The organism is Pseudoduganella sp. jia 12 (assembly GCF_055502675.1).
Genome location: NZ_JBUXKP010000001.1, coordinates 421,685 through 443,748, shown reverse-complemented (window position 1 = coordinate 443,748; position 22,064 = coordinate 421,685). Strand labels below are relative to the sequence as shown.

The window sequence follows — 22,064 nt, the reverse complement described above, 5'->3', positions numbered from 1 at the left end:
ATCGCGATGGAAGGGCAGCAGCATCCGGTAGCGTTGTACCTGAAGGTGTGGGGCCTGCTGTTCGTGCTCAGCGCCCTGTCGTATCTCGTCGACCTGCTGCACGTGCAAGGCGTGCTGCGGTGGACATTGATCCTGGCGCTGATGATGGCGAAGGCCGCGTTGATCGTCGCCGTATTCATGCACCTGCGCTGGGAGCGGCTGGCGCTGGTCTGCGTGGTGGTGATTCCGCCAGCGGCACTGCTGGTGCTGGCGGGCATGATGGCAACCGAATCCGACTATGTCTTCGCGCTGCGCAGCGCGTACCTGCGATAGGTTTGCATGAGCGTGCACGAGCATGCATGAGCGGTTGCGGCAAGCAATCGGCCTTGCCGGACGGTACGAGTTTCACCCTTGTAACGGCGCCGAGGCCGGTGCTATAATGCGCGCACGCTTTTACGACGTCCCCATCGTCTAGAGGCCTAGGACATCACCCTTTCACGGTGAGTACCGGGGTTCGAATCCCCGTGGGGACGCCAAGGTTTGCGGGAAACGGTTTATACGGTTTCATGCAGCCGATCTGCAGTTAGATCACTGAGCAGGTCAGTAAAGCCAGTCCGGGTCCCCATCGTCTAGAGGCCTAGGACATCACCCTTTCACGGTGAGTACCGGGGTTCGAATCCCCGTGGGGACGCCAAGAATTCGAGTCGTATCGATTCCGCCATATCGCAGAAAGCCGCAAAAGAATTTTCTTTGCGGCTTTTTTGCTTTTCAACCGCTTTTTTAACGTTCCCGCTCATGAGTCAACCCATCACGCTGGCGCTGTTCTGCAAGGTCGTCGACAACTATGGCGATATCGGTATTTGCTGGCGTCTCGCGCGGCAACTGGTGCGCGAGCATGGCATCGCCGTCACGCTGTGGGTCGACGACATGCAGAGCTTTGCCCGCATCTGTCCGCAGGTCGATCCGCAGGTGTCCGCCCAGCAGGTCGAAGGCGTGGCGGTATATCACTGGCGCGACCAGGAGGGCACATACTTCGCCGAGGATGTCGCGGACATCGTCATCGAGTTCTTTGCGGTCGACATCCCGCCCGGCTACGTGACGGCGATGGCGCAGCGGCAGGTCAAGCCGGTGTGGCTGAACCTGGAGGGGTTGACGGCCGAGGAATGGGTCGAAGGCTGCCATACGCTGCCATCGATGCATCCACGGCTGCCGCTGACCAAGCATTTCTTCTTCCCTGGTTTTACGGGCAAGACCGGCGGCCTGCTATGCGAAGCCGGACTGTTCGACGAACGCGACCGGTTCCGGCAGGATCCGGCGGCAGTGGCCGCCTTCCTTGCCGGCCTGGGCCTCGGCGCCGGCGAGCAGTCGGCATGCAAGGTGTCGCTGTTCTGCTATCCGCATGCGCCGGTGGCCGGCCTGTTCGACGCATGGCGCCGGAGCCCGGCACCGGTGGCATGCCTGGTGCCGGAAGGCGTGGCGAAGGACGAGGTGCGCGCTTTCCTTGGCGCCGAACCGGTAGCCGGCGCGGTTCGCACGCAGGGCATGCTCACCGTGCGCGTTCTGCCATTCGTGCCGCAGCCCGATTACGACCGCCTGCTGTGGGCGTGTGATGCCAATATCGTGCGCGGCGAGGATTCATTCGTGCGGGCGCAATGGGCAGGCCGTCCATTTGCCTGGCACATTTATCCGCAAGATGAAAACCTGCACCATAAAAAACTGCGTGCCTTTATTGCACGGTATTGCGCGCCGCAGTATTACCCCGCGCAGGATGGTGCAGCGCCATTCGACGCCGCGCTGGACGGGGCGGATTGCCAATCGCTTGAACGATTCATGCTGGCTTTGAATGGCGTGGTGGAAGAAGTGGATTGGCTGCCGCTTTGGCAAGTCTTGTCGGGCAGTCTCGAACCATTGGCATGCCGGTCTGCCAATTGGCAAAAAGCGCTGTTGGAAAATGGCGACCTGGCGTCGAATCTGCTGACATTTGCGCGTTCCGTGCGATAGGCGCCGTATCAAGAACATGGTATGATGGGCGGTTACTGAAACCCATATTTAGTAGGTACTCCCTCTTATGAAACCCGCAAAAGAAATTCGTGTTGGCAACATCATCATGGTTGACGCCAAGCCCTTCATCGTGCTGCGCTCCGACGTCAACGGTTCGAGCCGCACGGGCTTCACCTACAAGTGGAAGATGAAGAATCTTCTGACGAACGCTCCGCTGGAAAACGTCTTCCGCGGCGACGACAAGTTCGACGTGGTCGTGCTGGACAAGAAGCCGGTGACCTATTCGTACTTCGCCGATCCGCTGTACGTGTTCATGGATGAAGAGTACAACCAGTACGAAATCGAAGAAGAAAACCTGGGCGACGCGTTGAACTACCTGAAAGACGGCATGGCATGCGAAGCCGTGTTCTATGACGGCAAAGCCATCTCCGTCGAACTGCCGACCACCATCGTGCGCCAGATCGTTTACTCGGAACCGGCCGTCAAGGGCAATACGTCGGGCAACGTGCTGAAAGAAGCCAAGATCGAAAACGCGATCGAATCGAAACAGCACACCGTGCAGGTTCCGCTGTTCGTGAGCCAGGACGATTCCATCGAAATCGATACCCGCACCAACGAATACAAGCGCGTGATCCGCAACTAAGCTTTCGCCGCTTTCGAAAAAACGCTGCCTCGCGCAGCGTTTTTTTTCGCCCACCACAAAACGCCATGTCCGCCGATCTCCCGGCCGCCACAGCCCCGGTCAGCAATGTTTCCCGAAACCGGGGTCAGACCCCATCTTAAGGAAACATTGCCAGAAATCGGGGTCTGACCCCGAAGTTTCCTGAAACCGGGGTCAGACCCCATTTTCAGGAAATATTGCCGGAAAATGGGGTCTGACCCCGAAGTTGCGGAGTGGAGCGCGCGATGTCAGCGTGGGCCACGCCACTCGGTCAGGTAGTGCTGCGGGGTCTTGCCGAGCAGGCGCCGGAACATGCTCGTGAAGGCGCTGGGGCTGGCGTAGCCGAGGCTGGCCGCGATGGCGCCCACGCTTTCGCCGCGCGCGAGCATGGGAAACGCGTGGGCGAGGTGTACCTGCTGCACCCATTGCCGGTAGTGCAGGCCGGTTTCCTTGGGGAACAGCCGGATGAGGGTGCGGGCGCTGGCTCCGGCGTCCAGCGCGCGGTCTTCGAGGGCGCGGCGGCTGCCGGGGTCGTCCATGATATCGGTGCACAGTGCGCGCAGGCGCCGGTCGCGTGGCCAGGGGACGGCGATGGGCACGGTTTCCATCGACGCCAGTTCGGAAAGGATCAATTGCGCCAGCTGCTCGCCGCGCCCCGGCATCGGGTACTCGACGGGTCCGGCGCACAACGCCAGGATCAGCTCGCGCAGCAGCGGGCTGACCTCCAGCACGCGGCAACCCTCGACGAGCCCGTTGGCAGCGTCCGCGTCGATGTAGAGCGTGCGCATGTTCACCCGCGACAGCATGGTCAGCTCGTGCACGATGCCCGGCGCGATCAGCAGCGCGCGCCGTGGCGGAATGATCCACATGCCGAGGTCCGTGCGCACCCGAACCACGCCTTCGCTGGCGTACAGCAGCTGCACCCACGGATGACTGTGCGGTACCACGTGCTCGCCATGCTGCGCCTCGGAAGGCACGGCGGTCACCGGGCGTGGCAGCGCCTTGAACCTCGGACAGTAGAGCCTGGAAGGGGTGAATGTCACTTTGGCGACGAAAAATGGACGAAGCGTTCGTGCCGAACATCATACACTGGCAAGCCCCTCATCCATTCCGATGCCGTGTTCTGATGCCATGACGACAGCAACCAACCCCGCCAACCCGGCCAATTCCGTCGGCGCCGCCAGCACGGCCGCCGCGCCGCCCGCACACCAGGGTGCCGTGTTGCAGATCCTGTTTTCCGTCGCCTTCGTCCACCTGCTCAACGATTGCGTGCAGGCCGTGCTGCCGTCGATCTACCCGCTGCTGAAGGACCAGTTCGCGCTGAGCTTCACCCAGGTGGGCCTGATCACGCTGATGTTCCAGTGCACCGCCTCGCTGCTGCAGCCGTGGATCGGCCTGTACACGGACAAGCGCCCGCTGCCATTCCTGCTGCCGATCGGCATGTGCGTGACGCTGGCCGGCGTCGGCCTGCTGGCGACCGCGAACACATTCGCCATGCTGCTGGTCGCCGCGGGCATGATCGGCGTGGGTTCCTCGACGTTCCACCCCGAGGCATCGCGCGTCGCGCGCCTCGCTTCCGGCGGCCGTTTCGGTTTTGCGCAATCGCTGTTCCAGGTGGGCGGCAATATCGGCTCGGCTCTCGGCCCGCTGCTCGCCGCGGCCATCATCGTCGGCCACGGACAGGGCAAGATCGCCTGGTTCATGCTGCTCGTGCTGGTCGCGGTGGTGGTGCTGGTGAGCGTCAGCCGCTGGTACGGCAGCCACCTGAAGAGCGCGGTGCGCAAGGCGGCCGCGCAGCACGTGGCGCCGCTGCCACGCGGTCGCGTCATTGCCGCGATGGCGGTGCTGGCGATGCTGGTGTTCTCGAAATACATCTACATGGCCAGCCTGTCGAGCTACTACACGTTCTACCTGATCGAGAAGTTCCACGTGTCGGTCGACACGGCGCAGATGTACCTGTTCCTGTTCCTTGCCGCGGTGGCGGCGGGTACCTTTGCCGGCGGCCCGATCGGCGACCGCATCGGCCGCAAGCGCGTGATCTGGGTGTCGATCCTGGGCGCCGCGCCGTTCACGCTGGCGCTGCCATACGTGGACCTTGCCTGGACGGCCGCGCTGTCGGTGGTGATCGGGCTGGTGATGTCGTCGGCGTTCTCCGCGATCGTCGTGTTCGCGCAGGAGCTGGTGCCGGGCAAGCCCGGCATGATCGCCGGGATCTTCTTCGGCCTGATGTTCGGCGTCAGCGGCATCGGCGCCGCGGCGATGGGCCACATCGCCGACGTGTCCGGCATCGAATACGTCTACCGGATCGCGTCGTTCCTGCCGCTGCTGGGGTTCCTGGCGGCGCTGCTGCCGAAGATGGAGCGTTGATAAAGTGTGGCATCGAAGGCAGGGAGCATGCTCACTGCCTTTCCCGTGCCGTCATACTTCGATGAAGCGCATCTTGAAGTTGCGCCCTTTGAAGCTGCCGAAGTCGCCGGCCAGGTTGCTGGCGGCGCTCAGGCGGTCGAACGCTTCATAGGCCATGCGCCGGTCGATGGCCACATAGGTCTGGAATTCCGTCACGTTGATCTTGCCGACGTGTTCCTTGGCCAGCTTCGCATCGCCGGTCAGCGCGCCCAGCACGTCGCCGGCGCGCAGCTTGTCCTTCTTTCCGCCGCTGATGCACAGCGTGAGCATCGGCGCCGGGTCGCCGTGGCCGGCATCGTCCGCGTCCAGTTCCGACAGTTCATGCCATTCGGCCGCCGTGTTCTGGTATTCCTCGATCAGCTTGACCCACTTCTTTTCGTTCGGCGCGCACAGCGTCAGCGACAGGCCGCTGCCGCCGGCGCGGCCCGTGCGGCCGATACGGTGCACGTGCACCTCGGCGTCCTTCGACACGTCGGCATTGATCACCGCTTCCAGGTCGGAGATGTCCAGCCCGCGCGCGGCCACGTCGGTGGCCACGAGGATCTGGCAGCTGCGGTTGGCGAACAGCACGAGGATCTCGTCGCGCTCGCGCTGTTCCAGTTCGCCGTACAGCGCCAGTGCCGAGAAGCCCTGCGCCCGCAGCGTTTCCACCAGTTCGCGGCAATGCGCCTTCGTGTTGCAGAAGATGATCGCGGAAGCCGGCTTGAAGTGCCGCAGCAGGCGCGCCACCGTCTCATCGCGCGAGTCGAAGCCGATTTCATAGAAACGCTGCTCGATCGTCAGCGACGTGTGCTGCGCCTCGATCACGACTTCGACCGGGTCGGCCAGGAACGCCTCGGTGGCATGGCGGATATCATCCGGGTAGGTGGCCGAGAACAGCAAGGTCTGGCGCCGTTTCGGGCACTCCTTGACGATGGCCGCGATATCGTCGTAGAAGCCCATGTCGGTCATGCGGTCCGCTTCGTCGAGCACGAGGGTGCGGATGGAAGACAGGTCGAGCGTCTGCCGCGACAGGTGGTCGCGGATGCGCCCCGGCGTGCCGACGACGACGTGGGCGCCATGCTCCAGCGAGGCGATCTGCGGCCGCATCGGCGAGCCGCCCGTCAGTACCAGCACCTTCAGGTTGGCGATGCTGCGGCCGAGCCGGCGCAGTTCGTTCGCCACCTGGTCCGCCAGTTCGCGGGTAGGGCACATCACCAGCGCCTGCGTGGCGAACCAGGCGGGATTGATGGTGTACAGCAGGCCGATGCCGAAGGCGGCGGTCTTGCCGCTCCCCGTCTGCGCCTGGGCGATCAGGTCGCGGCCTTCCAGCACGGGCGGCAGGCTTTCGGCCTGGATCGGCGTCATCGTGCTGTAGCCCAGCGTTTCGAGGTTGGCAAGGAAGGCGTCGTTCAGGGGCAGGGAGGCAAAGGAGGTCATGGCGGGCCCGTTGGGCAAAAGGGTAAATCAGTCTAACAGAGCGGCACGATTGTACCGCCGCACTCATGGGCTACTTATGGCCCCGTGGTTTACTGGTCTTTGCGCCAGACGGGCAGGCCGGTAACGTCCAGTTCTTCGTCGCGCTGCCAGACGGGCAGGCCGCTTGCATCGGTCGGCTCGATCAATTCGAGCTGCTCCTGCCTGGGTTGCGCGCGGCGCACGCGTGGAGGGGGCGGCGCCTTCGGCTCCGGCTCCATCGGTTCGGCCGGGCCGAAGCCGGGCAGGTCGAGCGTCGCGTTGTCTTTCTTGTCTCTCATCGTATGGCGTGCAAAAACAAAAGCCCGGCTTTGGCAGTCGGGCTTTTCATCTGAAGCGGCGCGCAGTGTAACACAGCGGCAATCGTTTGTGCGGAAGGCGCCAGCCGCGCTGCGCCGGACGTCAGCGGAATGCCAGCGCGGCGGTCAGGTCGCCCGGCGGCTGCGCACCGCGTGCCGCGAACGCCTTGTTGCGGGCGGCAAGCCCTTCGAGCAGCGGCAGGTCGAAGCGCCGCGTGATGAAGCGCAGGATCGACGTGGTGTCGTAGAAATTGTGGTCGACGTTGCCGCGCTTGGCGAACGGCGACACCACGATCGCGGGGATACGCGAACCTGGCCCCCAGCGGTCGCCCTGCGGCGGCGCCACGTGGTCCCACCAGCCGCCGTTCTCGTCGAACGTGACCACCACCAGCATATTGGCCCACTGCGGCGAAGTCTTCAGGTGCGCCAGCACGTTGCAGATGTGCTGGTCGCCCGATTCGATGTCCGAATAGCCGGCATGCAGGTTCAGGTTGCCCTGCGGCTTGTAGAAGCTGACGGCGGGCAGCTTGCCCGCCACCACGTCGGCCAGGAAGCGGTTGGGGATCGGACTGTCGCCCAGGCCGCCATCGCGCAGGTGCTTGTCGCGCGCGGCGGTACCGGGCGCGAAACTGCTGAAGTAGTTGAAGGGCTGGTGATGCGACTGGAAGTTCGGTTTCGTGCCGCCACCCAGGTCGTCGAGCGCGGCCTGCCATGCGCCGCCATACCATGCCCAGCTCACGCCCTTGCGCGACAGCAGGTCGCCGATCGTGTCGTACGTCTGTGGCGGCAGCACGCCGCCATCTTCCGGGTCCGCCAGCATCGGATCGCCGTCGAACGGCGGCCGTACCCAGCTCGGCTGGTAGGGCGGGGCCATCGTGTTCACCACATAGCCATCCGGCGTGATGGCCCCGTCATGGACGAACTTCGGCTTGCCGTCGAGCGCCGACTTCGGGCTGTCCGGCGCCAGTGCCAGGCGCGCGCCGGCGGGGCCGTCGGCCGTCACGCAGATCTTCTTTTTCGCCTTGGTGCCCGTGGCGTGGAAGTATTCCGGCGTGCGGCCGGCGATGAGGAACTGGTGGTTCAGGTACGAGCCGCCGAACGCCGCCATGAAGAAGTTGTCGCACAGCGTGTACTCGCGCGCCACCTGCCACAGGCCCAGGCTCCTGCTTGTCTGGCCATAGTGGCCCATCACGAGGCCGCCGGCATCGGTCCATGCCACGAAGCCGTCGTTCCTGCCGCCGTTGATCTGCATCTGGTTCTGGTAGAAGCGGTGCTGCAGGTCGCGGGTAACGAGTGCTTCCGGCAGCGGTTTGCCGCCTGCATCCTTCAGCGCGAACGGAGCGTTCGGCAGGCCCTTCACGTCGTCTTCCTTCAGTTCGTAGCGCTTGCCGGCGATCTCCTGCGGCGCCGCCAGCGTGCCGCCCCACACCTTCGGCAGCACGGGCAGCACGCTGCCGTCGTAGTCGCGCTGGCGGTATTTTTCCGGCGGCACATCGGCGAGTGGCGACGCCTCGCCGGGAAAGCCGGGAAACAGGTTGTTGAAGCTGCGGTTTTCCAGGTAGATGACGACCACATGCTTCACATGCTCCTTCAGCCTGGCGTCCAGCGATCCTTTGCCTGGTGCCTTCGCCTGTGGCGCGGCCGACGGTGCGATGGCGGGCAGGGCGCCGAGGGCGCCCGCGGCCGCTGCGGCACCGAACAGGCGGCGACGCGAAGGTTTCGAGGGAAGATCGTGCTGGTCCGTCACGGCGGCTCCTTTATTTCTGGAAACAAAGGCCCAAGTGTAGGCACCGCTACCGGCAGCGTCAATGCGACCGTTCGGCGATGCCTCGAAAACGGCACGCCATGAAAAAACCGCCGGCTCCATCACTGGAAACCGGCGGTTCTTTGAATCTGGTTGCGGGGACAGGATTTGAACCTGTGACCTTCGGGTTATGAGCCCGACGAGCTGCCAGACTGCTCCACCCCGCGTCTGAGGCAAGAATTATATATCCCAACGTCTTTTTTTGCAAGCATGCATCGCAAATGCCACCATCGCCCGTCTTCACTACCCGACATTTCGCTGGCTCTACGGCAAAGTTGCCAAAATTCGGGGACAGGAAGGAGTACTGCCGCGCATGGCAGTACCGCTACGCCGGCGAGGAGCGATGCTCCTCGAAACCCCGGCTACGCCCCCGAATTTTGGCAACATAAATGAAAACAAGGGATTAGCTAGATTTTCTAACTGCCGAGCTGGTCGTAAAACAACCGATTCACAGCCGATTCACAGCCGAGTGCTCAGGCCGCGCCGAGGCGCCACAGCGATGTCACCTCGGCCGAGCGGGCGGCGTGCAGCGGGTCCTCGGCATCGCCGGCTTTCGCGTGCACGGGCTTGACGTCCTGCCGGCCCAGCACGACCAGTCCGGCCTGGGCGATCCATTCGAGCAGCTGTTCGCGTGGCCGCAGGCCCAGGTGTTCGGCCAGGTCGGAGAGGATCAGCCAGCCTTCGCCACCTTCCGCGAGGTGCTCTTTCAGGCCGGCCAGGAAACCCTTCAGCATCCGGCTGTCCGGATCGAACACGGCATGCTCGATCGACGAGCTGGGGCGCGCGGGCACCCAGGGCGGATTGCAGACGACGAGCGGCGCGCGGCCAGGCGGGAACAGGTCCGCCTCCAGCAGCTCGACCTGCTCGTCCAGGTCCAGGCGGGCGATGTTGTCGCGCGCGCAGGACAGGGCGCGGCGGTCCATGTCGGTGGCCACCACGCGGGGCACGCCGCGCCGCGCCAGCACGGCGCTCAGCACGCCGGTACCGGCGCCGATATCGAACGCCACGGTGGTTTTCTTCGGCAGCGGCGTTTCCGCCACCAGCTGCACATATTCGCCGCGCACCGGCGAGAACACGCCGTAGTGCGGATGGATGCGCGCGCCGAGCGCGGGAATCTCGACACCGGTCCTGCGCCATTCATGGGCGCCCACGATGCCCAGCAGCTCGCGCAGCGAGATCACGAACGCATCCTCGCCACGGCCATAGGCTTCGTTGCAGGCCAGCTTCACGTCCGGCGCGCGGCGCAGCGGGATCGTGTAGCCGGGTTCGAACGGGATCAGCAGCATCGCCAGCGTGCGGGCGCGCTGCGATTGGGCCTGGCGGTGCAGGTGGAACGCCTCGACGGGCGTGGCCGGCGCTTTCGGCGCTTTCCGCTTCGGCTTGCCATGCTTGCCGTCGGCGCGGCGCGCCAGCGCCTGCAGCAGCTGGCGGGCGTTCTGGAAATCGCCGCGCCACAGCAGCGCCGTGCCTTCGCAGGCGAGGCGGTACGCCGTGTCGGCGTTCAGCGTGTCGTCGGCCACCACCACGCGCTTCGGCGGCGGCATGCCCGCCTCCGAGTGCCAGCGGGCGGAACGGTCGGTTCCTTGTTCGGTCCAGTGGAGGAGGGTGGTTTCCATGATCGTCTTTTCAGTGGTGGTAAACGGCGAAACCGCCTGCACGGCGGTTTCGAACGGTGGCGCGTATTATAGCCGGTCAGGATTCATCGGCCCGCGGCGGCGTGGTCGAGATCGTCAGAGGGATGTCGCCGGCGGACGACGGTGCCGGCGCATCGGCCGGCACCTTGATCGGCATCCGTGTCTTGCCCGTGGCCCCGGCGGCGTCGGCATCGGCCGGCGGCGTGGTCGAGATCGTCGGTGGAATACCGCTGGCGGAAGACGGCGCATCCGTCGGCACCTTGACCGGCATCTGCGTCTTGCTAGTCGCCTCGGCCGGGCCGGGCGGGGCCGGCGGCGTGGTCGAGATCGTCGGTGGAATGCCGCTGGCGGATGACGGCGCCGGCGCATCCGTCGGTACCTTGACCGGCATCTGCGTCTTGTCCGTTGCCCCGGCCGCCGATTCCACCGCATAAGCCTTCACGGGCGACCTCGGCTCATAGATGTCGAGCGACTGCGTGTTCTTGACCAGCTGCATCAGGCGCACCGACAGGTTGCCCAGCACATCGCCATTCCCGGCATTCTTCACGTCGCCGGACACCTGCTTGTCCATCAGCTTGAACAGGTCGCCCAGGCTGCCCGGCCATTCGATATCGGCGAAATCGAACGTCGGCAAGGCGGTGGGCTTGCCGCCTTCGGCGCGCGCTTCCCGTCCAGCTTCACGACCGGCTTTTTCCGTGCCGGCGAAGCCGGCCGACATCGATGCCTCGTACTGCACTTCCACCTCGAACTCGTATTTCGAGCCGTCGGCCAGCGTGATGGTCCCCTTGCCGAGGAAGTGCGAGCTTTCGTTGAGGCTGAACGCGCCCGCCTTGCCCACGCCTTCGGCGCCTTCGGCACGCATCATGCCGGTTGTCATCGACGACGAGGTTTCCAGCGAAACGGAATCAAAGGCGATCGTGGCGCCCTTGGCATCGTCGCCCAGCAATTGATGGGCGAACTTGCCGAGGAAGTTCTGCGCCAGGTCGATCGTGTTGTTGCCGAGCGATTCGATGCGCTGCTGCAAGTCGACGGCGCCGGACGACAGCGCGACGTTGCCGCGGGTTTTCTCGGCCGCCTGCGCTGGCACGGCATTGTTGCCGCGCGCCGGCTGCTGCGTCGAGCCGGTCAGGGCGGTGTTCTGGTACTGGCGGGTGCCGAGTGGCGATAGCGAAGACATGACTGGCCTCTTGTTTCTGCGATATCCCTGTGCAACGGCATCCCGGCCGATTACTTGAGGAAATCAGTGATGGTGGGTCCACAGGCCGTTCGAGGCCAGGTACGCCTGCACGGCGTCCGGCTGCCCGACAGCGTGCAGTTTCACTTCGCCGCAGGCGCACACGCCGGAATACGGCGTGATGTGCGAGCAGGCGGATACTTTCTGGACGGTTACTTTCACCGCCTTCGCGCATTTCGCGCATTTGAACGTCAGGGTGCGTGGTGCTTTGAACATGTTTTCAACGACAGGGGTATATAAGCCTTCATTCTAGCAGGCGACGCTTACATGGCTGCGGCCGCCTGCACCGGGCTGCACCAGGATCCGCGTGGCGATCCGCTCCGTCATCTCCTGCACGTGCGAGATCACACCCACCTTGCGGCCCATGGCCTGCAGATTGTCGAGCGCGTCCATCGCCACCCGCAGCGTTTCCGCATCGAGGCTGCCGAAGCCTTCGTCGATGAACAGCGACTCGACACGCACGCGGTTCGACGACAGCGAGGCCAGCCCGAGCGCCAGCGCCAGCGACACGAGGAACGATTCGCCGCCGGACAGCGAATGCACGGAGCGCAGGTCGTCGCCCATGTGCAGGTCGCGTACCAGCAGGCCCAGCGACGGTTGCGACGGGTTGTCGATGCGCAGCAGCTGGTAGCGGGGCGCCAGCTGGCGCAGGTGGGCGTTCGCATAGCCGAGCAGCACGTCGAGCGTGAATTGCTGGGCATAGTTGCGGAACTTCTTGCCATCGGCCGAGCCGATCAGTTCCGCCAGCCGCGCCCAGCGCCGCTCGCTGTTTTCCTGGCGTTCCAGGTCGGCCAGCATGGCGCTGGCGCGGCGGCGCCGTTCGTCGTCATTCGCCAGCGTCCCTTTCAGGGCCGATGCCTGCTCATGCGCGGCGCGGCGCTCGCCCGCCAGCGCATCGAGCGCATCGCGCAACGCCTGCGCGCCGCCTTCCATGCTGGCCGGAGCGCTGGCCCGGTGCTGTTCCAGCTGCGCTTCCCGCTCGCGCAGCACGGCCAGCGCTTCGGCCACCGCATTGTCCAGCGCCTGCAAGGCTTGCCGTTCGGCGCGGATCGCTTCCTGCGGATGGGCGAGCAGCGCCAGCAGCTCATCCATCGATGACACGCCGGCGACGGGCATCGCGAACAGGTCCGGCTCGGCATGGGCCGCGCTGAACGCCTCGAGCCATTCGGCCAGCCGGTGATGGGCGACACCGGCCGCCTCTTCCAGCTCGGTGGCGCGGCGCCGCGCATGCGCCAGCGCCTCGTCGCAGCGGGCGCGCTGCTGGGCAGCCTGCTGGCCGGCTTCCTGCTGCGCGCGCAATGCCGCATGCGCCGTTTCGCAGGCGGCGCGCAGCCGCGCCTCCACTTCGCCCACCGGGGCGCCGTTCCACAACGCCACGCGTTGCGCGCGCGCCCCCTGCAATGCCTCGTCCGCGGCCAGGAACGCGGCCCGGGCACCCTGCTCGTCGGCAGCCACCCTGGCATGCGCTTCCTGCAGCGCCGCCAGTTCGATATCGAGCGCGGCGATCTTCGCCGCCCGTTCATCGATGTCGGCATGCTGCTTTTGCCACTGGCGGCTCTCGGCCTGGCGCAGCGCGTGGAAATGCCCGGGGTCCTGGCGCCAGTGATCCTTCCAGCCTTCGGCACCATCGGGCGCATCGGCGAAAGCGGCATCGAGGTCGTCCAGCAGCGCATCGAGGTTGTTGGCCGCATCGATGTGCTGCGATGCGAGGGCTTCGGCCTGCGCCTGCGCCTGTGCCAGCGCCGTCGTGGCGGTGGCCAGGGCGGCCTGGCCGCGTGCCAGCTCCGCGCCGGCACGTTCGCACGCCAGCTGGGCACGGTCACGCACGGTGCCGGCCTGGCGCAGCGCCTGTTCCTCCCGTGTCACTTCCTGCAGCGCCGTGTCGACGTCCGCCAGACGGGCAGAGAGCCAGGCGGCGTGATCGCCATCGGCGACCGCTTCGTCCTCCCCGAGCGCCGCCAGCGCGATGTTCCAGCGGCCCGTCAGCGCCGCGATGGCCGGCGCCAGCGCGGCCAGTTCGTTCCGGACCTGGGCCAGGCGCGCCGCGTTCGACGTGGCCAGCGCGTGCTGCGTGGCGGCGTGACCGATCAGGCGATCCTGTTCCGCGCGCCAGTGCGCCACGTCCGTACGCAGGGCAGCGAGCATGCCGCGCAGCCGGTCGTTGCCGTGATACGGGTGCTCGACGGACCCGCACACGGGGCAGGGCGCATCGTCTTCCAGCGTGGCGCGCAATTGCTCGACGCTTTCGCCGCAGGCCGCCTCGGCCAGCGCCAGCGCGCGCTCGGCCTGCGCCAGCGCCGCCTTGCCGGCCGCCAGGTCCGTAGCGGCCGCGCCGGCCAGTGCCTGTGCCTCGGCGCGAGCCTCATCCAGCTGCATCGCCTGCGCCGACAGCGCAGCATGGCGTTCGTTGCGGGCCGCCAGATCCAGCCATGCCCGCTCGCCTTCCGCCAGGGCGCTGCGGCGCGCTTCCAGCGCCGCGCGCCGCATGCCCAGCGCCTCGGCATCGAACGCGGCCAGTGCGGCGGCGGCCGCGGCCCGTTCCGCCTCGGCCGCGTGCAGCTTTTCCGCCGCGCCCGCCAGCCCCGCCTGGGCGGCGATCTCCTCGTCGCGGTGCCGGCTGGCGCGGCGCTGCGCGTCGGCCAGCTTCGCGGCGATCGATGCGCCGTGGCTCGCGGCGCGGCCGGCTTGCGTGAACAGTTCCTCCCAGCGCGGCCATTGCTGGCCCAGCACGGCCCAGTGCCGGTGGCCTTCCAGCCACGTGTGGCCGTATTCCTGTGCCGCGACGAGGTTGCGCCGCTCGTTGCGCTTGTCGGACAGCGATGCCGCCGCCCCTGTCACGGCCGCCACGGCGGCATCGCGCGCTGCGCGTGCCTGCGCGTGCTGCGGCTGCATTGCCTCGATGCGCGCGTCCAGCGCCTTGGCCCGGTCCAGTTGCGGGCCGGCGTCCCGCCGTGCCGCCTCGGCCGCTTCCACGCCGGCGGCGGACTGTTGCTGCGCGGCGGCCGCGGCTTGCTGCGCGTGTTGCGCCGCTTCGGCTTCCGCCTGGCAGCGGGCGATCGCGGCACGCGCCCCGGCCGTTTCGAGCGCTACCCGCTGCACGGCGTCGTGCAGCGGCCGCGCTTCCTGGACCGCATCGAGCTTGTCGAGCGCGGCGCGGCGTGGCGCCGCCGCCGCCACATCGGCGATGCGCGCCTGCCTTGCCGCTTGCGCCGCGCCGATGCCTTCTGCCAGCCGCGCCGCGGCCTCGTGCCAGCGCAGGTCCGTTTCCAGTGCCCCCTTGCGCCCGTCGAGCACGGCGAGCGCCGCGTCGGCCTGGCGTGCCTGTGCTTCCGCTTCCGCGCGCTCGTCGCCGGACAGCGGCTTCTGGTCCGCCAGCCGCGCATGCATCCGCTGCAGCGCCTGCGCTTCGAGCTTGTGGCGCTCGTGCGCGCGGCGCGACAGGTCGCTGTAGATCGTGCTGCCGGTCAGCGTTTCCAGCAGCAGGCCGCGCTCGTCGTCCTGCGCCTTCAGGAACGTGGCGAACTCGTTCTGGGCCAGCAGCACGGCGCGGGTGAACTGGTCGAAGTTCAGGCCGATACGCGCCTCGATTTCCGCCTTCACTTCGGTCTTGGTGCCGCCGATCGGGTGCAGCTCGGGCAGGCGGTGCAGCGTCATCGCCGTCGGCTGCAGCGCGCCAGTGGCCTTCGTGCGCGAGCGGCGCACGCTCCAGCGTGCACGGTACGACACGCCATCGCTGCCGGTGAAGTCGACCTCGGCATGGCCTTCCGGCGTGCCGCGCCGCAGCAGCGTGCGCGAGTCGTCCGAGCCGATCGGATCGCCGACGTCCGGCGTCTTGCCGCGCGCATGCACCAGGCGCGGCGTGCGGTCGTACAGCGCCAGGCACAGCGCATCGAGCAGCGTGCTCTTGCCGGCACCGGTGGGGCCGCTGATCGCGAACAGGCCGGCGTCGGCCAGCGGCGCGCTGCTGAAATCGACGGAGAATTCATCGGCCAGCGAAGCCAGGTTGCGACCGCCGATGCGCAGGATCCTCATCGTGCCGGCTCCGCCAGCAGCAGTTCGGCGAATGCGCTGACCTGGTCGTCCGGCGCGGCGTTGCCGAATTTTTGCTGGTACAGGCGGGCGAACACGTCTTCCGGCCGCAACTGCGCGAGCTGGTCCAGCGACACGGCCGCATCGTCCAGCGAGCCGCCGCGCTGGCCGCTGCTGGTCTCGATCTTCGCCAGCCGCACATGCTTGCCTTCGAGCGCCGCCTCGATGCGGGCGCGCAGTCCCGGCTCTGGCGCATCGAGGCGCACCCGCACCTCCAGGTAGGGCTGGGCATAGGCAGGCGCCAGCGGAAAGTCGAGCGCTTCCAGTGCATCGAGCACCTGTTCCAGCGGCGCGGGCCTGGTGGGCACGCGCAGCAGGTGCACCGCGCGCGGCACCGGAATCGCCACCGTTTCGCGCAGCGCATGGCCGTCGAGGTCGATGCGCAGCACCTGGTGCTGGTAATGCACTTCGGAGAACGACAGCGGCAGCGGGCTGCCGCAATAGCGGATGTGGGCGTGCCGGCCGATCTGCTGCGCCAGGTGCAGGTGGCCCAGCGCCGCATAGGCGATCGAGGGGCCGAAGATGCCGGCCGGCAGCATCTCGGTACCGCCGATGACGATGCGGCGCTCGGAATCGGCCGACATCTGGCCATCGACCATGTGGCAGTGGCCCATCGCCACGATCGCCTGGCTGCCCTGGCGCAGCGATTCGGCATGCGCCAGGGCCTGCCGGTACAGCTCGGCGATGCCGGCCAGGTAGGGATCGCCGCCGTCGGCCACGCGCGGCACGTCGGCAGGGCGCAGGAACGGCACCGCGAGGCACCAGGCGGCCACGGCGCCGTCGCGGTTCGTCAGCGGGTGCACGAGGCGCGTGACGTCGATGGCGCCGTCGGCGTCGCGCTCGACGTTGCCGACGACACGCGTGCCCAGTTCTTCCAGCAGGGGGCCGGGGGCGTCGATGCGGCCCGGCGAATCGTGGTTGCCCGCCACCAGCATGATGTCGAGCCCGGGCGCCGCCTGCTTTGCCTGCCGCAGGAACCGGTACAGCTGGCGCTGCGACGCCGCGGAGGGATTGGCGTTGTCGAACACGTCGCCGGCGATCAGCAGCGCATCGACCTGTTCGGCCACGATGGTTTCAAGCAGCCAGTCGAGGAAGCACTGGTGCTCGTAATGCCGGTCGAAATTGTGGAGCGACTGGCCCAGGTGCCAGTCGGAGGTGTGCAGCAGGCGCATGAAGTTACCGGACGATGCAGGGGCGGGGAAGCGCAACAGTGTAGCGCATCGTGGCGGTGGCGGGTAGCGCCGCCCCGCGGGATCCGCGGGGGCGCGCCTCTCAGCCCGGGTGGGTGCGTCGGCGCCGCACCGCGCAGCCCAGAAGTGCCAGTCCGGTCCCCAGCATCGCGTAGGTGGCAGGCTCCGGTACGGCCAGCGCCAGGTTGTAGTCGAAACTCTGGGCACGGCCGGAGGCATCGCCCAGCTGGACCAGGCTGCCGTCCGGTCCCCGCGCCCAGTCATTGATCGAAAAACCCTTCGTCAGCGGGTCGGCGAAATACGCGGTCGCCGGCTGCAGCACCGAGTCGATCGCGAACTGGTCGGCACCCAGGAACACGTATTGCTGGATGGTGGCGAGGTCGCCGGCCGTGGACGGGTCGAAGCTGATACTCTGGTAGAAGCGTTTCGTCGTGCGGCCCGCACTGTCGGTGTCGGACAGGATCTGCGAGCTGACCTGGCCGGTCGCATCCAGGCTGTACGTCTGCCCGTCGAGGCGCATCGAGATCCGCAGCACCGCGTCGGTGGCGGTCATCCAGCTGTTGTCCGCGCTGGACAGCACATTGGCGCTGTCGAACGCGCTCGTCACCGTCAGTTCGAACACGTGACTGCCCGCCACATCCCCTTCCGGGAAAAACCCGGGGAGGTTGAATTCCGCAACCGAACCCGACGTGCTCGTGGTGATCGTGTAGGTATCGGCGGCCGCGCTGGTACTGGCCAGCGCGGCCAGCACGACCGCCGTGGCACGCAGCATTGGCAAGCGGAAATTGTGGGGTGCATTCATCATCTTAGTCCTGACGGTCGGGCCGCGAGCGGCAATCCCGTGGGAGTCTACTCTGCCCGGCAGCAGGATGGCGCACTATAGCGGCCTGTGCCGCCGGCCACCGATGCCCGGATGCGCCCGACGGCAAAGTTCTTTAGAATGGCTCGCCGCGGCCATGACGAATGCGAGCAAAGGATGCGCCTTGACAGAATTGACATCAACGTTGCCATGCAGGACGCCGAGCGCATGACGGCGGGCCATGTGCCGCCGACGCTGCCACCGGCGCCCGAGCGCATCGTGGGCGCGGACGGGCTGCCGGTGTTGGGACGCCACGCCGGCATCCTGCGCGGCTGCGACTGGGAACGGCTGGCGCCACCGCACGCCCGCGGCCGGCTGTGGCGCCGCTTGCATCACAAGCGCTGGCATTACGCGGCCCTGTCGGCCGAGGGCATGTTCTGCGCCGTCGCCGTCGTCGACCTGGGCTGGATGACCACCTGTTTCGCGTATGCGTTCGAACGCGGCGACGGCGACATGCTGGCCAATTTCGCGCAGGACGGCTTGCCGGGCCGTTTTTCCGCCGCGGTGGCCGCGGATGGCGCCGGCAACAGCACGTTCTCGCGCCGCGGCGTGTTCATCGACCTGGGGCCGGCCGGGCTGTCGCTGCGCAGCCCGTGGCTGGAAATCGACGCGTGCTTCGGCGCCGCGCCGGCGCCGGCGCTGGTGGCATCGGGCCTCGTCAAGGGCGGTGCGGTGCATGCCACGCAAAAGACCGGCGGCCTGGCACTCGAAGGCGAAGTGCGCACCTGGCGCGGCGAGTATCCGCTGCATGGCGGCACCGCCAGCATCGATTATTCGAATGGCTTGCTGGCACGGCAGACCGCATGGCGCTGGGCCTCGGGCCATGCCGCCGAGATCGGGTTCAACCTGCAGGCCGGATTTTTCGGCGCCGGCGAAAACGCGCTATGGCTGGACGGGGCGCTGATTCCGCTGGGGCCGGCGCGCTTCGTCCACCCCGCCGATGATCCGATGCAGCCGTGGCGCATGTTCACCGAGGATGACTGCCTCGACCTCGTCTTCACGCCCGTTGCCGCCCGGCGCGAGGAACGCAATCTGCGCATCGCCGCCAGCCGCTACGTGCAGCCGTTCGGCACGTTTTCCGGCTGGGTGCGCAGCACGCCGGATGCGCCGAAGCGCATGGTGAGCCACCTGGCCGGTGTCGCCGAACAGCACTTCGCGCGCTGGTGACGCCGTGAGCATCCGCCACCTGGACCGCCTCTTCGAACCGCGCTCGGTGGCGGTGATCGGCGCTTCCCGGCGGCCCGGCCGGATCGGCACCACGGTGCTCGACAACATGGCCGCCAGTGGTTTTGCCGGTGCGCTGTGGCCGATCAATCCGAAATACGACACGCTGCTCGGCATTCCGTGCTATGCCAGGGTGGCCGCGCTGCCTGCGGCGCCCGATCTCGCGGTCATCTGCTCGCCGCCCGACACGGTGGCCGCCCTGGTGGCCGAGCTGGGGGCGCGCGGCACACGGGCGGTGATCGTGCTGGTGGCGCTGTCGCCGGCCCAGCTCACGGCCATGCTGAAAGCCGCGCGGCCCCACCTGCTGCGCATCCTCGGCCCCGGCGGCATCGGGCTGATCGGCCCGGCCGCGGGCGTCAACGCCAGTGTCGCGCACACCGGCGCGCGGCCGGGCCGCACCGCATTCGTGTCGCAGTCCGGCATGCTGATGACGGCCGTGCTGGACTGGGCGCGCCAGCACCAGATCGGGTTTTCGCGCGTGGTGTCGGTGGGCGCGGGCGGCGACGTCGACGTGGCCGACCTGCTCGACTGGCTGGCCGGCGATGCCGACACGCAGGCGATCGTGCTGCACATCGAAAGCGTGACGGATGCGCGCAAGTTCATGTCGGCGGCGCGCATCGCCGCGCGCGGCAAGCCGGTGGTGGTGCTGAAGTCCGGGCGCGGCACGGACCGCGACGACCGCGTGGTGGATGCGGCGATCCGGCGCGCCGGCATGCTGCGCGTGTACTCGTCGGCCGACCTGTTCGACGCGGTGCAGACCGTGGCGCGGGCGCGCCCGCTGCCGGGTGAACGCCTGGCCGTCGTCAGCAACGCCGCCAGCCTCGGCCTGCTGGCCACCGATGCGCTGGCATGGACGGGCGGCAGGCTGGCACCGCTGTCGCCACCGACGCTGCGCGCCCTGCGGCCGGTGGTCGCCGACGGCGTGGCCCCTGCCAACCCGCTCGACATCGGTACCCGGGCCGATGCGGCGCGCCACCTGGCGGCGGTGCGGGCGCTGCTCGACGAACCGGAGGCCGACGCGCTGCTGCTGGTGCACGTGCCGACACCGGCGGCCGGCAGCAGCGACGTGGCGCGGGCGCTGGTGCCGGTCGTGCGCGCCGCGCGGCAGACCGTGCTGTCATGCTGGCTGGGCGGCGACGAGGCGGCCGAAGCGCGGGGCGTGTTCGCCGACGCGGGCCTGGCCACCTACGACACGCCGGAAAAGGCGGTGCGGGCATTCCGGCAGATCGTGCAATACCGGCGCAACCAGGCTTTGCTGATCGAGGTGCCCGCCGGGGTGCCGGCGGCAGGCGAGGCCGAACGGGCGGCGGCGCGCGCCATCGTCGCCACCGCGCGCCACGGCGGCCGGTCCACGCTGGACGATGGCGAGTGCGCCTCGGTGCTGGCCGCCTATGGCGTGCAATGCGGGGCGCCGCCGGAAGTGGCCGGTGCCGCCCCGCAGCTGCGCATCGCCGTGCATATCGATCCCGTGTTCGGTCCGGCGCTCGAATTCGGGCTGGGGGGCGCGGCCGGTCAGGCGGTGCGCGACCGGGCAGCCGGCCTGCCGCCGCTGAACATGGTGCTGGCGCGGGACATCGTCGCGCGCACCCGTGCCGGCACCGCGCTGGCCGCGCCCGATGCGGTCTGCCGTGCATTGGTGCAGGTGGCCGACCTGGTGACCGACCTGGGCGAGGTGGTGGCACTGGAGCTCGATCCGGTACAGGTCGCGAAGGCCGGGGAAGGGGGAGCGGTTGCGCTGCGTGCCCGCATCGTGCTTGGCCCGCGGCGGCCGGAATCGGCGATGGCGATCCGCCCGTATCCGCAGGCGCTGGCCGAAACCGTCGACTGGCAGGGCGGGCCGCTGGTGTTGCGGCCGATCCGGCCCGAGGATGCCCCGGCCCACGTGCGGTTCTTCGCGGCGCTGGATCCCGAAGACGTGCGCCTGCGCTTCTTTTCCGCGCTGCGCGAATTGCCGCCTGCGCAGCTGGCGCGGCTGACGCAGATCGACTACGACCGCGCGATGGCGTTCATCGCCACCCGGCCGGGGGCCGATGGCCAGCCGGAAACGCTTGGCGTGGTGCGGGCCGTGGCCGATCCGGACAACCGGCGCGCCGAGTTCGCGATCGTCGTGCGTTCCGACCTGAAAGGCAAGGGCCTCGGCGTGATCCTGTTCGGCAAGCTGGTCGACTATTTCCGCGCGCGCGGCACCGGCAGCCTGGCCGGTGACGCGCTGGCCGAAAACGTTGGGGTACAGAAACTGGTACACCGTTTCGGCGGCACGGTACAGCCGGGTGGCGAGCCGGGCATCGTATTGCTGAGCATTCCATTGCATGGGAAAACATCCTAGCCTGGTCGGAAACGACGCAGCCAACCTTGCGCTTTGTCAAAGCGGGCTTGTCGGTCTTCTTTACACTCTGTGTTTCCGCGTTTTGCCACGCTAAAAAAATACCAACACCGGGAGACAGAATGTTAACGGCCACTTATACGCTGGTTGCGCTGTCCGTCGAACAGGCCAATGTTCGGCTCAGCCTGCTTTCATTCCAGAAATATGTGCAATCGACGCTGACCCGCCAGCAGACGCTGACGCTGGCCCAGCTTGAATACGCATGCGAAATGCTGGAGCGCCTGTACCAGGCTTGCAGCTGGCGCAAGGTGGAGCTGTACCTGATTCCAGCACTGCGCCAGGCAACCCAGCGTGCCGACCAGTTGCTCGACGAATTGTCGCGCCTGAACGGGATGGCGCTCGACGTGGTGCGCCGCCTGAAGGACGGCGCGCAGCATCGGGAAGGGGACGAGCCCGGCGCGGCGCATGTTTCCTCGTTTTGCGATGCGCTCGACAGTTTTTGCACGACGTTGCTGCAACGGCTGGAAAAGGAAGAAAAGGAATTGTTCGCCATCGCCCGCAGCGCGATTTGCGGCGATGCCTGGTTTGCCATCGCCAACAAGCTGCTGGCGCACGATGCCCAGGTGGCCGAAGCGCGCCGCAGCGTGCCCGACGCCGATGTGATCTCGCTCGTGCCGCGGCTGGCGCCGCCGGCCGAACCGGTGGCGGCGATCGACATCCAGATGCCCGCCGTGCGTGCCGGCGCGCGTGACCGTGCATGCAACCCCGCCATCCGGCGTGTCGCCGGCGCCGACTGAACCGAATGGTGGCCCCCGCGGTCCGGTTGCCGCAAAGGCCGGCACGGTCGCAGCGTGCAGCCGCCCGCGCTGCGGGCAATTGCGGGTCGCGCCGTGGGCATACCGCGGG

The 22,064-nt window shown here is 67.6% G+C and carries 17 protein-coding genes and 3 tRNA genes; 9 read left to right on the top strand and 11 right to left on the bottom strand.

Translation table 11 applies throughout. The features are described 5' to 3' along the window. Positions 1-6 precede the first annotated feature (6 nt). The 5 genes from ACY65G_RS01745 (at position 7) to ACY65G_RS01725 (ending at position 2,623) form a co-directional block, all read left to right on the top strand. On the top strand, positions 7-312 hold the full coding sequence (locus ACY65G_RS01745; RefSeq protein WP_464995650.1) for a cytochrome C oxidase subunit IV family protein: 306 nt from the start codon (positions 7-9) through the stop codon (positions 310-312). Positions 313-439: 127 nt separating this feature from the next. Next, positions 440-515 (top strand) — tRNA-Glu (locus tag ACY65G_RS01740). Positions 516-597: 82 nt separating this feature from the next. Beyond that, positions 598-673: transfer RNA gene (locus tag ACY65G_RS01735), tRNA-Glu, on the top strand. A 101-nt stretch (positions 674-774) separates the two neighbouring features. Next, positions 775-1,980 (top strand): elongation factor P maturation arginine rhamnosyltransferase EarP, encoded by a 1,206-nt coding sequence (gene earP / locus ACY65G_RS01730; RefSeq protein WP_464995649.1) that lies wholly within the window; start codon positions 775-777, stop codon positions 1,978-1,980. 67 nt (positions 1,981-2,047) lie between these two features. Continuing rightward, on the top strand, positions 2,048-2,623 hold the full coding sequence (locus tag ACY65G_RS01725; protein ID WP_130188430.1) for an elongation factor P: 576 nt from the start codon (positions 2,048-2,050) through the stop codon (positions 2,621-2,623). Between the two features lie 266 nt (positions 2,624-2,889). Here ACY65G_RS01725 and ACY65G_RS01720 read toward each other — a convergent pair whose 3' ends face one another. Continuing rightward, positions 2,890-3,684 (bottom strand): AraC family transcriptional regulator, encoded by a 795-nt coding sequence (locus ACY65G_RS01720; RefSeq protein WP_464995648.1) that lies wholly within the window; start codon positions 3,682-3,684, stop codon positions 2,890-2,892. Positions 3,685-3,772: 88 nt separating this feature from the next. Between ACY65G_RS01720 and ACY65G_RS01715 the strand changes: the two genes are divergently transcribed. After that, positions 3,773-5,008: an MFS transporter gene (locus tag ACY65G_RS01715; protein WP_464995647.1), complete on the top strand. Its 1,236-nt coding sequence runs from the start codon at positions 3,773-3,775 to the stop codon at positions 5,006-5,008. Positions 5,009-5,059: 51 nt separating this feature from the next. Here the strand turns inward: ACY65G_RS01715 and dbpA are convergent, their stop codons facing one another. The 10 genes from dbpA to ACY65G_RS01665 all read right to left on the bottom strand — a co-directional run bounded on the left by dbpA (position 5,060) and on the right by ACY65G_RS01665 (position 17,557). Continuing rightward, positions 5,060-6,466 carry an ATP-dependent RNA helicase DbpA gene (dbpA, locus tag ACY65G_RS01710; protein ID WP_464995646.1) on the bottom strand — a complete coding sequence of 469 codons (1,407 nt, stop codon included), beginning with the start codon at positions 6,464-6,466 and terminating at the stop codon, positions 5,060-5,062. Between the two features lie 89 nt (positions 6,467-6,555). Beyond that, positions 6,556-6,783, bottom strand: a complete 228-nt coding sequence (locus tag ACY65G_RS01705) for a hypothetical protein (protein WP_464995645.1) — start codon at positions 6,781-6,783, stop codon at positions 6,556-6,558. 121 nt (positions 6,784-6,904) lie between these two features. Continuing rightward, entirely contained in the window at positions 6,905-8,548 is a 1,644-nt protein-coding gene (locus ACY65G_RS01700; protein WP_464995644.1) for an acid phosphatase, read from the bottom strand. A 147-nt stretch (positions 8,549-8,695) separates the two neighbouring features. Further along, positions 8,696-8,772: transfer RNA gene (locus ACY65G_RS01695), tRNA-Met, on the bottom strand. 306 nt (positions 8,773-9,078) lie between these two features. Continuing rightward, entirely contained in the window at positions 9,079-10,221 is a 1,143-nt protein-coding gene (locus tag ACY65G_RS01690) for a methyltransferase (RefSeq protein WP_464995643.1), read from the bottom strand. 76 nt (positions 10,222-10,297) lie between these two features. Next, positions 10,298-11,416 carry a hypothetical protein gene (locus tag ACY65G_RS01685; protein WP_464995642.1) on the bottom strand — a complete coding sequence of 373 codons (1,119 nt, stop codon included), beginning with the start codon at positions 11,414-11,416 and terminating at the stop codon, positions 10,298-10,300. Positions 11,417-11,479: 63 nt separating this feature from the next. Continuing rightward, the gene (locus tag ACY65G_RS01680) at positions 11,480-11,689 is read right to left on the bottom strand and encodes a hypothetical protein (RefSeq protein WP_130188438.1); all 210 of its coding nucleotides are present in this window, start codon (positions 11,687-11,689) and stop codon (positions 11,480-11,482) included. Positions 11,690-11,722: 33 nt separating this feature from the next. Beyond that, positions 11,723-15,505, bottom strand: coding sequence for an AAA family ATPase (locus tag ACY65G_RS01675; protein ID WP_464995641.1), 3,783 nt, complete (start codon positions 15,503-15,505; stop codon positions 11,723-11,725). Beyond that, entirely contained in the window at positions 15,502-16,734 is a 1,233-nt protein-coding gene (locus tag ACY65G_RS01670) for an exonuclease SbcCD subunit D C-terminal domain-containing protein (RefSeq protein ID WP_464995640.1), read from the bottom strand. Before ACY65G_RS01670 ends, ACY65G_RS01675 begins: the two co-directional genes overlap by 4 nt. A gap of 100 nt (positions 16,735-16,834) precedes the next feature. Further along, the gene (locus tag ACY65G_RS01665; RefSeq protein ID WP_464995639.1) at positions 16,835-17,557 is read right to left on the bottom strand and encodes a PEP-CTERM sorting domain-containing protein; all 723 of its coding nucleotides are present in this window, start codon (positions 17,555-17,557) and stop codon (positions 16,835-16,837) included. A 171-nt stretch (positions 17,558-17,728) separates the two neighbouring features. On the opposite strand from ACY65G_RS01665, the gene ACY65G_RS01660 reads away from it, so the two are divergent. The 3 genes from ACY65G_RS01660 to ACY65G_RS01650 all read left to right on the top strand — a co-directional run bounded on the left by ACY65G_RS01660 (position 17,729) and on the right by ACY65G_RS01650 (position 21,955). Further along, positions 17,729-18,778 (top strand): DUF2804 domain-containing protein, encoded by a 1,050-nt coding sequence (locus ACY65G_RS01660; RefSeq protein ID WP_464995638.1) that lies wholly within the window; start codon positions 17,729-17,731, stop codon positions 18,776-18,778. Positions 18,779-18,782: 4 nt separating this feature from the next. Beyond that, positions 18,783-21,161 (top strand): bifunctional acetate--CoA ligase family protein/GNAT family N-acetyltransferase, encoded by a 2,379-nt coding sequence (locus ACY65G_RS01655; protein ID WP_464995637.1) that lies wholly within the window; start codon positions 18,783-18,785, stop codon positions 21,159-21,161. A 119-nt stretch (positions 21,162-21,280) separates the two neighbouring features. Continuing rightward, positions 21,281-21,955, top strand: a complete 675-nt coding sequence (locus ACY65G_RS01650; RefSeq protein ID WP_464995636.1) for a hypothetical protein — start codon at positions 21,281-21,283, stop codon at positions 21,953-21,955. Positions 21,956-22,064 lie beyond the last annotated feature (109 nt).

Excerpts from the sequence above, each read along its gene's own strand:
- ACY65G_RS01745 (WP_464995650.1), top strand. The coding sequence starts at position 7 with ATGGAAGGGCAGCAGCATCCGGTAGCGTTGTACCTGAAGGTGTGGGGC.
- earP (WP_464995649.1), top strand. The coding sequence starts at position 775 with ATGAGTCAACCCATCACGCTGGCGCTGTTCTGCAAGGTCGTCGACAAC.
- ACY65G_RS01725 (WP_130188430.1), top strand. The coding sequence starts at position 2,048 with ATGAAACCCGCAAAAGAAATTCGTGTTGGCAACATCATCATGGTTGAC.
- ACY65G_RS01715 (WP_464995647.1), top strand. The coding sequence starts at position 3,773 with ATGACGACAGCAACCAACCCCGCCAACCCGGCCAATTCCGTCGGCGCC.
- dbpA (WP_464995646.1), bottom strand. The coding sequence starts at position 6,466 with ATGACCTCCTTTGCCTCCCTGCCCCTGAACGACGCCTTCCTTGCCAAC.
- ACY65G_RS01705 (WP_464995645.1), bottom strand. The coding sequence starts at position 6,783 with ATGAGAGACAAGAAAGACAACGCGACGCTCGACCTGCCCGGCTTCGGC.
- ACY65G_RS01690 (WP_464995643.1), bottom strand. The coding sequence starts at position 10,221 with ATGGAAACCACCCTCCTCCACTGGACCGAACAAGGAACCGACCGTTCC.
- ACY65G_RS01685 (WP_464995642.1), bottom strand. The coding sequence starts at position 11,416 with ATGTCTTCGCTATCGCCACTCGGCACCCGCCAGTACCAGAACACCGCC.
- ACY65G_RS01680 (WP_130188438.1), bottom strand. The coding sequence starts at position 11,689 with ATGTTCAAAGCACCACGCACCCTGACGTTCAAATGCGCGAAATGCGCG.
- ACY65G_RS01675 (WP_464995641.1), bottom strand. The coding sequence starts at position 15,505 with ATGAGGATCCTGCGCATCGGCGGTCGCAACCTGGCTTCGCTGGCCGAT.
- ACY65G_RS01670 (WP_464995640.1), bottom strand. The coding sequence starts at position 16,734 with ATGCGCCTGCTGCACACCTCCGACTGGCACCTGGGCCAGTCGCTCCAC.
- ACY65G_RS01665 (WP_464995639.1), bottom strand. The coding sequence starts at position 17,557 with ATGATGAATGCACCCCACAATTTCCGCTTGCCAATGCTGCGTGCCACG.
- ACY65G_RS01660 (WP_464995638.1), top strand. The coding sequence starts at position 17,729 with ATGCGCCTTGACAGAATTGACATCAACGTTGCCATGCAGGACGCCGAG.
- ACY65G_RS01650 (WP_464995636.1), top strand. The coding sequence starts at position 21,281 with ATGTTAACGGCCACTTATACGCTGGTTGCGCTGTCCGTCGAACAGGCC.